Source organism: Thermococcus marinus (genome assembly GCF_055389025.1).
Genome location: NZ_AP042417.1, coordinates 916,390 through 929,559, shown reverse-complemented (window position 1 = coordinate 929,559; position 13,170 = coordinate 916,390). Strand labels below are relative to the sequence as shown.

Here is a 13,170-nt window from a genome sequence, read left to right as displayed (position 1 = left end):
CCAGAAAAAAGCGGGCGAAACCGTTAATACCTACCAGCCTTACTTTTATTTTGGTGGTGTTATGGAGCGCTACGTCCTCTCACTTGACGAGGGAACCACCTCTGCCCGTGCCATAATTTTTGACAGGGAGAGCAACGTCATGGGAATGGGCCAGTACGAGTTCTCCCAGCACTACCCAAAGCCGGGCTGGGTGGAGCACGACCCGGAGGAGATATGGGACGCGCAGTTCAGAGCGATAAAGACGGCCATCGAGAACGCCAAGATCGAACCGTCCCAAATAGCGGCTATAGGTGTTACCAACCAGCGCGAGACTACAATCGTGTGGGACAGAAACGGAAAGCCCCTCTACAACGCTATAGTCTGGCAGTGCAGGAGAACGGCCGAAATGGTGGAAGAGATAAAGAGGGAATACGGCGATGTAATCAAGGAAAAGACCGGCCTCGTGCCGGACGCCTACTTCTCGGCCAGCAAGCTGAAGTGGCTCCTCGACAACGTCCCCGGCCTGAGGGAGAAGGCTGAAAGGGGCGAGGTTCTCTTTGGAACCGTTGACACGTTTCTCATCTACCGCCTTACTGGCGAGCACGTTACAGATTACTCCAACGCCTCAAGGACGATGCTCTTCAACATAAGGAAGCTCGACTGGGACGAGGAGCTCCTTGAGCTGTTCGACATTCCCGAAGAGGTCCTCCCCGAAATTAGAGAATCAAGCGAGGTCTACGGCTACACGAAGAAAGAGCTTTTGGGCGCTGAGATTCCCGTGAGCGGAGACGCCGGCGACCAGCAGGCGGCGCTCTTCGGCCAGGCTGGCTTTGAGACTGGGATGGTGAAGGCCACATACGGGACGGGGAGCTTCATTCTGGTCAACACCGGCAAGACCGTCCGCTATTCCGACAACCTACTTACAACCATAGCCTGGGGGCTTGACGGAAAAGTTACCTACGCCCTCGAGGGGAGTGTCTTCGTTACAGGCGCGGCAGTGCAGTGGCTCCGCGACGGGATAAAGATAATCAAGCACGCCGCAGAGACGGAAGAGCTTGCGGAGAAGCTTGAGAGCAACGAAGGAGTTTACTTCGTCCCGGCCTTCGTGGGGCTTGGAGCACCGTACTGGGACCAGTTCGCGAGGGGCCTGATAATCGGCATAACGCGCGGAACCGGAAGGGAGCACCTCGCGAGGGCGACGCTTGAGGCGATAGCCTACCTGACGCGCGACGTCATAGAGGAGATGGAGAAGCTCGTGGGCATAAAGGAGCTCCGCGTAGATGGGGGAGCAACCAAGAACGACTTCCTCATGCAGTTCCAGGCGGACATACTTAACAGGCGCGTTGTAAGGCCAGTCGTCAAGGAAACGACCGCACTCGGTGCGGCCTATCTGGCAGGTCTTGCCGTCGACTACTGGGAGAGCCTTGAGGAGATAAAGGAACTGTGGAAGGCTGAGAGGGTCTTCGAGCCGAGGATGGACGAAGAGACCAGAGAGAGACTTTACAACGGCTGGAAAGAGGCAGTAAAGAGGGCGATGGGCTGGGCGAAGGTAGTTGGAGTCTGACAGTCGAATGAACAACTATATGCATTTGCTTCCTGTTCGCCTCTGTCCTTTTTCCTAATGTCCTAAAAAGTCCTTTCCAGGCTTTTTTCAGCAAACTAAAGGTTAAGGAAAGCTTTAAAACATCAACACCGTTTCTGAGGTAAGATTGAGGTGACCCTTATGAAGACGAAAGTCGCTATAATAGGCGCGGGTATTAGCGGTGCGAGCATAGCAAGGGTTCTCAGCAGGTACGAGAACCTTGAAGTCCACCTGATAGAGAAGGCCCCCGATGTCGGCTGGGGTGTGAGCAAGGCCAACACGGCTTTAATCCACGGCGGCTACGACGACGACCCGAAAAAGTACCCGATGAGGGCGAAGCTGTGCATAAGGGGAAACAGGCTCTGGCACCAGTGGGTCAAGGAGCTTGAGATTCCACACGTCTGGAACGGGGCTCTGATAGTCGCTTTGAAGGAAGAGGACTTCGACGAGCTTGAGAAGCTCCTTGAGCGTGGGAGGCAGAACGGCGTCCCCGAGATGAGGCTCGTTGACCGGGAGGAGGTCTTCCACCTGGAGCCTAACCTCACGAGGGAAGCAATAGGTGCCCTCTGGGTTCCGATAGTCGGCCAGATTGGGCCGATTCCAGCCGTTATAGCTCTCGTCGAGAACGCTGTGGCTAACGGAGTCAAGACCCACCTTGAGACCGAGGTCAGGGAGATAAAGGTCGAGAACGGCGAGGTTAAGGGTGTTGAAACAAACAACGGCTTCATTGAGGCGGACATCGTTATCAATGCAGCGGGTCTTTACGCGGACAGAATAGCGAGAATGGCAGGCATAGACTACTTCGAAATCCACCCGAGGAAAGGTGAGTACTGGATTTTTGACGACGACGTTCCCGGGCCGAAGCGCGTCCTCTTCCCGACGCCGACGCCGATAAGCAAGGGAATAGTCGTGACCACCGAGATTTCTGGACACCTGATGATAGGGCCGAACGCCCAGGATTTACCGCCCGAGGAGAAAGAAAACCTCGCCACGACCAAGGAGGGCCTTGAGCAGGTCTGGGAGGGGGCCAAGAAGCTCTGGCCGCAGCTGCCCCCAAGAAGCAAGGTAATCAGGACTTTTGCAGGTCTGAGGCCCGAGCCGACTGGAGGGGACTTCATAATCAAAGCCGAGGAAGAGGTCTGGGGCTTCATCAACGTCGCTGGAATACGCTCACCCGGCCTGACGAGCGCCCCTGCGATAGCCCACGAGGTGGCGGGCATAATCGAGCGCGACCTTGGAATCGAGCTGAAGGAAAAGGAGAAGTGGAACCCCTACAGGAAGGAGATTACCCACTTCTTCATGATGAGACCAGAGCAGGCGAACGAGGCCGTAAAGAAGAACCCCGCCTATGGAAAAATCGTCTGCAGGTGCAACAACGTCAGCGAGGGGGACATTCTGGAGGCCATCGAGAGGATGAAGTTCATCGGCGTTAAAACACCGAGCGTGGATTCTGTCAAGTTCAGGACAAAGGCAACAACCGGAACCTGTCAGGGAAGCTTCTGCAGGCCGAAGATAATACAGCTCCTAGCCAGGGAGTACGGCGTCGAGCCGTGGAAGGTCACGCTGAAGGGTAAGGGAAGCGAGATTGGAATAGGAGACGTCAAGGCCCTTCTCAGGGGGGAGGAAGCATGATGGAGCCGTTCCCCCAGATTCCGATGCTGAGCTACGACGTCGTTGTAATAGGCGGCGGACCTGCTGGAATGGCCGCCGCGGTGAGGGCTAAGGAGCTCGGCCTTAACGTCCTTTTACTCGATGAGAATGATTATCTCGGCGGAATACTCCCCCAGTGCATTCACCCAGGATTCGGGCTTCACTACTACAAGGAGGAGCTGACCGGGCCTGAGTTTGCCTCGCGTCTCGCCAGGAAGCTTGTCGAGCTGGGCGTTGAGTATAAAACGGCCGCGAGGGTTCTGGAAATAAAGAACTACTCCGACCTCGAGAAGGTCGTAATATTCACCTCACCGAGTGGAGTCTACCAGGTCTGGGCTAAGGCCATTATTTATGCGGCGGGAGCGAGGGAAAGGCACGCCTTCGAGATTGGCATAACCGGCGACAGGGTTGCGGGAATCTACACCGCTGGAGAAGCCCAGACGCTCATGGACATCTACGGGGTTCTGCCCGGGAAGGAAATCGTCATCGTCGGCTCCGGAGACGTCGGCCTGATAATGGCGCGCCGCTTTGCCCTCGAAGGTGCGAAGGTCAAGGCAGTCATAGAGCTGATGCCATATCCGGGCGGACTCGCCAGAAACGTCATGATACTCAGGGACTTCGATATTCCACTCTACCTGAGCCATAAGGTCGTGGAAGTCCGCGGAAAAGGCCGCGTTGAGCGGGTAAAGGTTGTCAAGGTTGACGAGAACCTCAACGAAATCCCGGGAAGCGAGTTCTGGATTGAGGCGGATACGTTGATAATATCTGCAGGTCTCGTCCCGAGCGTTAAAAAATTGAAGAAGATAGGGGTTGAGATTGACCCCGCAACGGGCGGACCGGTCGTGAACGACAGGCTGGAAACCAGCGTCCCGGGGATATTCGTTGCCGGGAACTCGCTCCTGATAAACGACCTCGTTGACTACGTTGCCGAGCAGGGTGAACTGGCGGCTGAAGGAGCTAAAGAATTCATCGAGAAGGGGGGAATAGAGAGCAAAAAGTGGATTAAAGTGGAGAAGGGCGAAAACGTCCGCCTGCTTGCGCCCCACTACCTCAGCGGCGAGGGGGACGTTTACCTCTACCTGCGCGTGTCCAAGCCGATGGAGGACATTGAGCTCAGGATTCCAGAGATAGGCAAGAAGATGAGGCTCCCAGTCGTCAAGCCGGCGGAGATGCTCAGGATAAAGCTGAAGGCAGAGGAAATCAAAAACACCGAGAAGCTCACCGTGGAGGTGGTGAAGGCATGACGACCTACCGCTTTACCTGCATCGTCTGTCCCCTCGGCTGTTCAATAGAAGTCGAGGTGGAGAACGGGAAGGTCAAGGACGTCAAGGGATGCAGGTGCCCCCGCGGTAAGGAGTGGGCGGTTCAGGAGGTCACGAACCCGAAGAGGGTAGTGATGAGCGTCTTGCCGGTGGAAGGCGGCGCCCTGCCCACGGTGAGCGTCAAGACCGCCGAGCCGGTGCCGAAGGAGAAGATTCCCGAGCTCATGAAGTTCCTGGCAAATCTAAAACTCAAGGCGCCGGTGAAGGCCGGAGAAACGGTTGCCGAATGGGAAGGAATAAAAATAGTGGCCACGAGGGGGGCTTAGCCCCCTTACCAGGATATTTTCTTAAAGTTCCCCGCGTTCTCTATTCCCTCTGGCGTTTTTATTTTAATCGGCTCGTTGATGCCCCACAGGGCAACGGTTTCATGAATGGTCATGTGAATATCTGTAGTTTCTCCGCCATACACCCCACAGTTATCACGAGTTCCATTGTTTCTCGATGAGGGTCGGCATGCCGTCCTTTGTCAGGTGAACTTCGACCCAGCCGGCTTTCGTCGTGACGTTAACCAATCTCTCTCCATCCACGCCCCAAAGCTCGTCCACGTATTCACTCTGGTTTGTGGCGTTCATGAACTCCCAGAACGTCACGTTCACGCGGAAGGCATACCCGCTGGAAAGCTCCTTTATGGTGACGTTCTTGACCTCAAGGAGATTTCGAATGTAGTCAACGTTGAGGGAGACCTTAGCCTTCGAGGACAATTCCTCACTGGGCGGAACCTGACCTCCTCCTCAGCTAGGACGAGGGTTTGGCTTAACCCCTCGCCAACGGCAGGGAGGTTTGAGGGGTTCTCAAAAACGAACCCCAAAAGAGGGTTCGGAGAACCCCTCTGGCCGGGTCTCCGGCCAGTTACCCCTACCCACCGTCAAACCCGGCAGGCTCGGGGTTATGGTTTTCACAACCTTCTTTAAAATGTTGAAAGCTCCAACTAAATCCGCGTTAAAGACAAGCCCCGTCGCGGGACACTTAAACAAACCACGAACAACCCTTGCCCCCTCATGAGGCTTCCCGCAAACGGGGCAAGTTTGAGAAGTGAAAGCCTCATTCACAACCACAACCCGAATACCATACTCTTCCGCAACCTCAGTTAAACGTTTAATGACATAATTAAACCGCCACACATGAGAGAGGAGGAAGTTCTGCTTACTGCCCTTATCAGAGTTTCTGGTGATTCCCTTTGGATAACCAACCACGATTTTGGAAACGCCCAACTCGTAGAGCTTCTTAACCGCTCCTCTTACCGCCGTGTTAATGTAGTGTTTAGCCTGGAGTTTAGCCTTCCCGTGCATTCTTTTAAGCCTTCTACTCGTCTTGGCTCCAGACTTGTTGAGTTTTGACTGGTAATCGGCGATTTTCTTCCTCCAGTAAAAATCAATGCTCTTCAAAGGCCTTCCGTTCACTAGGAAGCTTTCCCCATTCTCCACGTAAACAGCCATGAGATTGTTCACTCCAAGGTCTATTCCTGCCGAAAGGCTTCCTTTAGGTTGCCTTGGAACGCTTACCCATTCTTCGCCTTCGAGTTTTTCCTCGACTGTAAAGCTCACGTGAGCATACCATTTTCTCCTAACGGGGTCGTGGGTTATCTCTAAGCGTCCTTGCTTGCCCTTCAAGTGTATTCTCCCCTTAAACTGGACTTCGAGGCGTCTGAACTTTCCAAGGCCTTTGAGGATTAGTTTATTGTCCTCAATTTTGTATTGGTCGTTCCTGAGGACGATTAGGGGTTTTCTCTGCCAGCCTTCTTTGAGATAGTTTGGGGGTTTTGGTTTGAGCCAGTCTAGTAGTTCTCCGTTCCGCTTTTTGCGAAGGAGTGAGAAGAACGAACGCCAGGCTTCAGCATTTTTCCTCGCTATTTGCTGAACCGTGGCTGAGCCAATTTCCCGTTTAAACTCCTCATAAACGGTTTTTTCGGTTGAATTGAAGTCCACGATTTGCTCTTGGAAGTATTGTTGTCTTCTCAGGTAGTTTACTCGGTTCCAGACTTTAGCTCCAGTATCGGCTAACTGATGGAGGATTTTTGCTTGTTCTTTTGGGGGCTGGAGTTTTACTGTTACTGTTCGCTTCATTTCAAGGAATGGTATGGTTTTTGGGCTTTAAAAAAGATTGCTTTCCTGTTTGGAGGCTTGTTGGGTTGTTTACTCCATCCCCGCCCTTAAGGGCGAGGCTTTCAAAAGAAAAATGTAAGGCCAGTTCATACCAACGTCCAGTCCCATCATATGGGCAGTCAGGTTCATCGTCCCATTCTCCAGCCTGGCAGTGTTGTTGAAAACACCGGTAGAGCGGCCAGACATCGTGAGAGTTATCTCCTTGTTGGTGTCCGGGTCTGTGAACTGCATGCTCACTGAGAAGTTTTGGTCGTACTTCCCGGTCTCTATGCTCTGGATTGCTTCAAGAACTTTCTCCTCGGTGAGACCAACGCTGTCCCCGATACATCCGCTTGCCAGCACTACAATGGCAATCACAATGAAGGCGATTGCACGCCTCATTATAACTACCTCCAATTGTTTTCTAATGTAGATAAGATAGTTGGTTTAAATACCTTTTTGTATGCAGATTTTACACACTACTTAAAAAAGTTTGCAAAAAGTGGAAAGTCTCCCTAACTCCCCTCAGGCCTGAACAGCTTAATGAGCTCTCCACGGATCAAGAATCTCAGAACCTCCCAGTTCCCTTTGTGAAAAATTATAAACAAAAATCCATTCAGGAACACAATTCAGAGCGCCTCAAACTTCTGTATGAAAATTTTCAAATCCGTCTTAAACGGTTCCTCCGCCCTTTGAAGTTCCTCATTAAGGAGCTGAAGGAAGTTCTCCTCGTCCGTCGCCTCATTCCAGAGCTCCCTGACGAGGGCCTCAAGCCTGTACCAGTACTCAACGTAGGGGCGGGCCTCGAAGAGCGCCTGCTCAAGTTTTTCCTCGTTCACCGCCATCCCCTCCTCCACAGGTAGTACCAGGCCTTCTGCCTGTCCTCTTCTTCACCGAGGATGAGGAAGTACCTGATGATTGAGATGTTCACCAGGATAAGGAATATCAGCATTATGTTGTACGCCGGGACGGTCAAGCTCAGGAAGGCGAAGTAGTCCCAGGCAAAGTGGAGAACTATCGCAAGGGCATAGAACTGGGCCAGTGAGTAGGTTTTGCCTTCCGCTAGGAGGCCGTAGCCGACTCCGATTATTGCCGTCCATGTAGCGTGGGCGAAGGGCGTTAGAAAGGCTCTGACGAGAGTTACCCCCAGACCCCAGCCAAGGCCGTAAAGGAAGTTCTCTGTGGCTGCGAAGCCCAGGCCCGCGGCGACACCATACACAAGGCCGTCCATGATGCCGTCCATCTGCCCTGCCCGGTACGGAAGCCTGAGTGCAAGCGCCTTGGCAGGCTCTTCGACCACACCCGCAACGAGTGCCATATAGAAGGCCGTTGCGGGGAGTATCGGCTTGATTAAACCCCCGATTGTTAGAACGCTCTCGAGCACGTACGCAATTCCGACGGATACTGTTGCACTGAGCAGGAAGGTCATTATGACGTAGCTCTTGGGCTCTGGCTCGTACCTGTCCTTATGATAGAAGTACCAGAGCACCGCGAGTGCCGGAGCGTATGCAAAAAACACGAGGGCCGTAAGCACGTCCATTGGCATTCACCTATGGATGTAATCCTTGGGGAGTTTAAACCTTTCGTCAGAGTCTTGAGAGAACCTCTCTAAGGCGGGAGAGCCTACCAAAGCTGAGGAGTTCATCGCCAGCGGGCACCACGACCTTAAAATCTTCCCGGTAGAACCCCAGGAAGGGCGAGACAATTTCCCTGAGGACGTCGTTTCCGTAGGCCCAGGGGCTGAAAGCGGGGAGGACAATGAGCTTCTCGCCCAGCAGAAACGCGGGAAGCTTGATGACCGCACCGACCTCGTCCCTCAGCCTCACCGCGGGGTGCTCGTGGCCGATTATGAAGCGCTCGCCCTCAACTACCTTATGGCCGTGGACGAGCTTCCATCCATTGAGTTCGAGTTCGTCAACGACCTCAACGCCGAGCTCCCTCAGCCAGAGGACTCCAACATCGTGGTTGCCCCTCACCAGGACAACCTCTTCCACAAGCGGGCTTATCTCATCGAAGAACGCCTTTAGCTCGGCCCTTTCACGCCACTCTGGAATAAATGAGTGCTTCAGGTCGCCGTCCACGATAAGCCGCTTGGGCTTCTCCCGCTCTAGGAGGGATTTCAAGCTCCCGACGACGTCATGAAAGACCCGGGGAAGGTAAAAACCCTCTTTTGCCATCGCTACTTCGTAGCCGAGGTGAACATCGGCTATTATGAGACTCTTACCAAGGAGCAACGCCTTTTCAGGCAGGGGTCTTGGCTTCATGCTCGGAGCTTCGCTTGGCTCTTTTTAAGGTTTGTTAGGGGAGCCAAACAGGTTTTAGGTAAATACCAAGAAATCTAGCGGTTAATGTAGTGAATTCCGGTCGCGTTTATCATGTCCAGAACGTCCTCGCGGGGCAGAAGCAGGTAGTCCTTCCCCATGGAAGGGGGCACGTAGCCTTTGTAAGAGCCTTCTATGAACTTCCAGCTTCCGAGCCCAGTGAAGTAGACATCGGCCCCGCTCGAGGGGGTTTTGCTCACCCAGACAACGATGGAGAGTATACCCGGCTCCTTCGTGAAGTTCACGGCGAGGTAGCCGGGAACAACGCTTCCGGTGCAGTTCACATCCATCCCGGAAAAGCCCACGGCCTCTAGCGTGCCGGAATCAAGCTCATAGACCTCCAAAACTCCCATCTGATCAAAGCTGTAAACGTATGCAACTGCACAGTCGCTTATCAACTGGTCACTGACGACAAACTGCCAGTCTCCCTCAGGGGGAGACGTTCCAAGGTATATCTCGCTCACCTGTGGAACTGGGGGCTGTATAGTACCCACGAGGTACTCACGCCAGGGGCCTACTGAGAGGATTACAATGGCGACAAACGCGAGCAACGCTAAAATCGTCGCTTTGCTCTGGAAAAAGTTTCCCATCGGCACCCCCCGAAAATAATAAGAAGTCATCATAGAAATACTTTACCGTTCCAGCCGTTTTCCTTTCCGGACGTTCTCAATCACATCAAACAGGCTCCACAAATCCCGTATAACGTGGAGGTGTGGAATCAGCGCGAGCTTTTCGCGGTTCTTTTCCACGAACCTGGCCGTGAATGGGAAGTAGTACCACACGAACTCGGTGTTCTCGTCTCCCCTCCCGATGAAGCGCCAGGGCTTGTCGTCCACCCAGATGAATGTTTCGTCCCCGTACTTCTCCCTGACGAGCCAGAATGCCTCGTCGAGCGTCATCTCCCTGCCGAAGACGATGACGTCGTCGAAGAGGTCGTACATGCCCGCCATCTTTAAGCGTTTGACCTTCATGCCGTCTATGAAGTCCTCAGCTGAAAACGAGATGACGGTGTGCCCCTCCTCTTTGAGCCTCTTAAGGAGCTCCGGGGCGTCGTCGATTGGCTTGCTCAGCTTGGCCCTCTCGATGAACCACGTCTCAAAGAACCTCGTCCTCAGGAAGAAGGGTGGCTTGTAGGTCTTCTTGTGGCCCCCAAGGCTCGGCCTCTCAAACTGGAGCTCGATTTTAGTCAGGAGTTTAGCCCACAGCGCTTTCCCTGGTAGCCAGCGGTAGCGCTTTTCAAGCGCCCTCTTGAATGCCTCTTCAATGCATGAGTAGCTGTCCACGAGCGTCCCGTCGAAGTCAAACGCGATTATCATGATAATCCCCCCAAAGCCATCGCTGGGTGCCTCTAAAAGCTTTTGCAGGGGGAACACTTATTAACCCCGGAGAGACAACACATCTGCCTGCAAAGGTGTAAAATGGAGGGGATAAAATGAGGGGGCTGAAAGCAGCTTTGGTTATCCTGGCCGTTCTGCTGGGAGTCGGAACCGCAGGCGCCTGGCCGACCGATGGGCCGACCCTCGACAACCCAATGAACGTCCACCAGAAGCTGACCTACAAAGCCATAGAGGCCGTTTACAATGACAACCCCGAGCTCGGTAAGATACTCATGCAGTACCAGGACAAGCTCCTCTACGGCGCCTACGATGAGGACTGGCGCGGCGGCCAGATTGAGTTCAACGGGAAGATATACACGCTCCAGAGCCAGTACCACTTCCTCGACCCGATGGACCACGCCGAGCTGATAACCGTCGATCTCTTCGGAGACCGCGAGAGCTCCGGCGCCGACATGGCCCAGAGGCTCTACGAGCAGGCTGTCCAGCTCTGGAAGCAGGGCAACAGGGAGGAGGCCATGCTCTACCTCGGGAGGGCCGTCCACATCCTTGAGGACATGAGCATGCTCATCGCCCACACGACTCCTCACCTGTTTGAGACTCTTGATGAGTTCACGTATGCAGAAGAAGCCCACGACTTCGTCGAGAACGAGGTATCCCCCGCCGTTGCCGGCGACATACTCAACGACCGCGTTCCCCTCGACCTCACGCCGATAAAGTGGTGGCAGATTCCGCAGGAGAAACAGAAGTTCATCATGGGTGCGGACATATACATAGCCGACAACGAGAACGGCCACATGGACCTTTCCCACGGCGTCGCCTGGGCCTATGCAGACCTCATAGCCCACAACTCCTGGCGTTACATGCTCTACTCAACCGGCAAGGACATCAACCTCTGGAGCGAGCGCGGTCACCTCGGAAGCTACTTCTGGACAAAGACCCTCAAGAAGGGCGATAAGAGCGTCCTCAAGCTGGAGTTCAAGGGAGCCAGCTCGATAACCCTCGTCTTCAAGGACATAGACATGCAGAACTCCTACTTCAAGACACTTGGCTACGTCGAGATTTACGACAAGAACTGGAACCTCATAGCCCGTTACTCCCAGGACCCGAACCCGCTTAAAGACACCCGCGTCACCGTGCCAGGCGACACGGTCTACATATACACCCACGTGGACAAGGACGACTGGCTCGATGACGACGTGGACGGCTGGGCTATAAGGAACATAGAGCTCCACGCCAACTTTGACGTGAACTCACCGAGCGGCTTCAAGACCCTCGACGGAAGGGAGTACACCAAAGTCCAGTGGGCGGTTTATGAGGTCATGCAGTACGACATAAGGGCCGTCGCCGGGCTTATGGAGAAGTTCTTCGAGGACGTTGGTGTTACCGGTTGACCTTTCTACCTTTTCATTGTTCATCACAGCTATTTTTGTCAGCACGTACCCCTTCTGTCCCCCAATCCCAAGCACAAAGCATATATCCCCCAGACCTAACTTTCAATGAGCATTTTAAAGCTCAGAAGGTGATGAGTATGGGAAAACACTACCTCCCAAACCTCCCGCAGAAGGAGGAAATGCTCAAGGAGATAGGCTTTGAGCGCATCGAAGACCTCTTCTCAGACGTCCCGGAGGGCATGGTCAAGGAGTTCAACCTGCCCGAGGGGAAGAGTGAGTACGAGGTCTTCACGGAGCTCAACGAAGTCCTCTCAAAGAACAAGACCGTCCTTGAGATGCCCAGCTTCCTTGGGGCCGGGACGTACTTCCACTACATTCCGGCCCACGTGAAGTACCTCATCGAAAGGAGCGAGTTCCTGACCGCTTACACCCCCTACCAGCCAGAGATAAGCCAGGGAATGCTCCAGGCCCTCTTTGAGTACCAGAGCATGATAGCTGAACTCTACGGCCTGCCTGTCGTCAACTCCTCCATGTACGACTGGGGAACTGCAATAGCCGAGGCCGCCCTGATGACGGTCAGGCTCCACAGGGGCAAGAGGAAGCGCTTCGTTGTCCCGAAGGCCATGAGCCCCGAGAAAAAGGCCGTTATAGAGACATACACCCGCGGGGCCGGGCTTGAGATAGTCGAGGTTCCGTGGGACGAAAGGGGACAGCTTGACATAGAGAAGCTCAAGGAAGCCGTTGAAAACGCGGCCGGCGTCTACGTTGAGATGGCCAACTTCTTCGGCCTGGTCGAGGAAGACGTGAGGGAGATAGGCGAGATAGCCAAGGAAGCCGGAGCCTACTTCGTTGTAGGGGCAGACCCGACGATGCTCGGAGTCTTTGAGGCCCCCGGAGAGCTCGGCGCTGACATAGCCGTTGGTGAAGCCGCATACCTCGGCAACCCGATGAACTTCGGCGGGCCGAGGGCTGGAGTCTTTGCGATCAGAAACGACAAGAACCTGATTCGCCAGATGCCCGGAAGGATAATCGGAATGACAAAGGACGCCGACGGAAAGAGGGCATTCGTCATGACGCTCCAGACGAGGGAACAGCACATAAGGCGCGCCAAGGCTACCTCAAACATCTGTTCAAACGAGGCTCTCGTTGCGGTTGCATCTGCCATACACCTCGCGAGCCTTGGACCAAAGGGGCTGAGGGAGCTTGGAGAGGTCATCCTCAAGAACACCACCTACCTCAAGAAGCGCCTCTCTGAGGTTGCTGAAGTCCCGTTCGAGGGTCTCTACTTCAAGGACGTGCCTGCGAGGTTCGAGGTTCCCTACGATGTTATACACGAGAGGCTTCTTGAGAGGAACATCCACGGCGGCTACTACATTGGAAAGCACTTCCCAGAGCTCGGCGAGACGGCACTCTTCGCGGCGACGGAAACGACGAGGAAAGAGTGGGTTGAGGCCCTCGTAGGGGCTCTGAAGGACATAATAAACGAGGCGGAGCTGTGAGGTGGTAA

Annotated in this window: 13 protein-coding genes and 1 pseudogene; 6 read left to right on the top strand and 8 right to left on the bottom strand. The window is 54.2% G+C overall.

Annotated elements, in window-relative coordinates:
• Positions 1-61: 61 nt before the first annotated feature.
• The 4 genes from glpK to ACZ5ER_RS05120 all read left to right on the top strand — a co-directional run bounded on the left by glpK (position 62) and on the right by ACZ5ER_RS05120 (position 4,799).
• Positions 62-1,543 (top strand): glycerol kinase GlpK, encoded by a 1,482-nt coding sequence (gene glpK, locus ACZ5ER_RS05135; RefSeq protein ID WP_464934965.1) that lies wholly within the window; start codon positions 62-64, stop codon positions 1,541-1,543.
• Positions 1,544-1,702: 159 nt separating this feature from the next.
• Positions 1,703-3,193 (top strand): FAD-dependent oxidoreductase, encoded by a 1,491-nt coding sequence (locus tag ACZ5ER_RS05130; RefSeq protein ID WP_464934964.1) that lies wholly within the window; start codon positions 1,703-1,705, stop codon positions 3,191-3,193.
• Entirely contained in the window at positions 3,193-4,455 is a 1,263-nt protein-coding gene (locus ACZ5ER_RS05125; RefSeq protein WP_464935107.1) for an NAD(P)/FAD-dependent oxidoreductase, read from the top strand. Before ACZ5ER_RS05130 ends, ACZ5ER_RS05125 begins: the two co-directional genes overlap by 1 nt.
• Complete coding sequence (locus ACZ5ER_RS05120; protein ID WP_050002872.1) at positions 4,452-4,799, top strand: DUF1667 domain-containing protein; 348 nt, start codon at positions 4,452-4,454, stop codon at positions 4,797-4,799. The genes ACZ5ER_RS05125 and ACZ5ER_RS05120 overlap by 4 nt, the downstream gene beginning before the upstream one ends.
• Before the next feature lie 153 nt (positions 4,800-4,952).
• Here ACZ5ER_RS05120 and ACZ5ER_RS05115 read toward each other — a convergent pair whose 3' ends face one another.
• The 8 genes and pseudogenes from ACZ5ER_RS05115 to ACZ5ER_RS05080 form a co-directional block, all read right to left on the bottom strand.
• A complete protein-coding gene (locus ACZ5ER_RS05115; RefSeq protein WP_050002871.1) occupies positions 4,953-5,234 on the bottom strand; it encodes a hypothetical protein in 282 nt (93 codons plus the stop codon).
• Positions 5,235-5,286: 52 nt separating this feature from the next.
• Positions 5,287-6,596: pseudogene (locus tag ACZ5ER_RS05110) on the bottom strand (RNA-guided endonuclease InsQ/TnpB family protein).
• A gap of 69 nt (positions 6,597-6,665) precedes the next feature.
• Positions 6,666-7,016, bottom strand: a complete 351-nt coding sequence (locus ACZ5ER_RS05105; protein ID WP_464934963.1) for a hypothetical protein — start codon at positions 7,014-7,016, stop codon at positions 6,666-6,668.
• Between the two features lie 227 nt (positions 7,017-7,243).
• The gene (locus ACZ5ER_RS05100; protein ID WP_050002869.1) at positions 7,244-7,459 is read right to left on the bottom strand and encodes a hypothetical protein; all 216 of its coding nucleotides are present in this window, start codon (positions 7,457-7,459) and stop codon (positions 7,244-7,246) included.
• Positions 7,450-8,154, bottom strand: coding sequence for a PrsW family intramembrane metalloprotease (locus tag ACZ5ER_RS05095; protein WP_050002868.1), 705 nt, complete (start codon positions 8,152-8,154; stop codon positions 7,450-7,452). Before ACZ5ER_RS05095 ends, ACZ5ER_RS05100 begins: the two co-directional genes overlap by 10 nt.
• Before the next feature lie 46 nt (positions 8,155-8,200).
• On the bottom strand, positions 8,201-8,878 hold the full coding sequence (locus ACZ5ER_RS05090) for a metallophosphoesterase (RefSeq protein ID WP_464934962.1): 678 nt from the start codon (positions 8,876-8,878) through the stop codon (positions 8,201-8,203).
• Between the two features lie 74 nt (positions 8,879-8,952).
• Positions 8,953-9,525 (bottom strand): hypothetical protein, encoded by a 573-nt coding sequence (locus ACZ5ER_RS05085; protein WP_050002866.1) that lies wholly within the window; start codon positions 9,523-9,525, stop codon positions 8,953-8,955.
• A gap of 42 nt (positions 9,526-9,567) precedes the next feature.
• A complete protein-coding gene (locus ACZ5ER_RS05080; protein ID WP_464934961.1) occupies positions 9,568-10,251 on the bottom strand; it encodes an HAD family hydrolase in 684 nt (227 codons plus the stop codon).
• Positions 10,252-10,367: 116 nt separating this feature from the next.
• On the opposite strand from ACZ5ER_RS05080, the gene ACZ5ER_RS05075 reads away from it, so the two are divergent.
• The gene (locus ACZ5ER_RS05075; protein WP_464934960.1) at positions 10,368-11,663 is read left to right on the top strand and encodes a phospholipase C; all 1,296 of its coding nucleotides are present in this window, start codon (positions 10,368-10,370) and stop codon (positions 11,661-11,663) included.
• Positions 11,664-11,800: 137 nt separating this feature from the next.
• On the top strand, positions 11,801-13,162 hold the full coding sequence (gene gcvPA, locus ACZ5ER_RS05070; protein ID WP_464935105.1) for an aminomethyl-transferring glycine dehydrogenase subunit GcvPA: 1,362 nt from the start codon (positions 11,801-11,803) through the stop codon (positions 13,160-13,162).
• Positions 13,163-13,170: the final 8 nt, after the last annotated feature.

Excerpts from the sequence above, each read along its gene's own strand:
- glpK (WP_464934965.1), top strand. The coding sequence starts at position 62 with ATGGAGCGCTACGTCCTCTCACTTGACGAGGGAACCACCTCTGCCCGT.
- ACZ5ER_RS05130 (WP_464934964.1), top strand. The coding sequence starts at position 1,703 with ATGAAGACGAAAGTCGCTATAATAGGCGCGGGTATTAGCGGTGCGAGC.
- ACZ5ER_RS05125 (WP_464935107.1), top strand. The coding sequence starts at position 3,193 with ATGGAGCCGTTCCCCCAGATTCCGATGCTGAGCTACGACGTCGTTGTA.
- ACZ5ER_RS05120 (WP_050002872.1), top strand. The coding sequence starts at position 4,452 with ATGACGACCTACCGCTTTACCTGCATCGTCTGTCCCCTCGGCTGTTCA.
- ACZ5ER_RS05105 (WP_464934963.1), bottom strand. The coding sequence starts at position 7,016 with ATGAGGCGTGCAATCGCCTTCATTGTGATTGCCATTGTAGTGCTGGCA.
- ACZ5ER_RS05100 (WP_050002869.1), bottom strand. The coding sequence starts at position 7,459 with ATGGCGGTGAACGAGGAAAAACTTGAGCAGGCGCTCTTCGAGGCCCGC.
- ACZ5ER_RS05095 (WP_050002868.1), bottom strand. The coding sequence starts at position 8,154 with ATGGACGTGCTTACGGCCCTCGTGTTTTTTGCATACGCTCCGGCACTC.
- ACZ5ER_RS05090 (WP_464934962.1), bottom strand. The coding sequence starts at position 8,878 with ATGAAGCCAAGACCCCTGCCTGAAAAGGCGTTGCTCCTTGGTAAGAGT.
- ACZ5ER_RS05085 (WP_050002866.1), bottom strand. The coding sequence starts at position 9,525 with ATGGGAAACTTTTTCCAGAGCAAAGCGACGATTTTAGCGTTGCTCGCG.
- ACZ5ER_RS05080 (WP_464934961.1), bottom strand. The coding sequence starts at position 10,251 with ATGATAATCGCGTTTGACTTCGACGGGACGCTCGTGGACAGCTACTCA.
- ACZ5ER_RS05075 (WP_464934960.1), top strand. The coding sequence starts at position 10,368 with ATGAGGGGGCTGAAAGCAGCTTTGGTTATCCTGGCCGTTCTGCTGGGA.
- gcvPA (WP_464935105.1), top strand. The coding sequence starts at position 11,801 with ATGGGAAAACACTACCTCCCAAACCTCCCGCAGAAGGAGGAAATGCTC.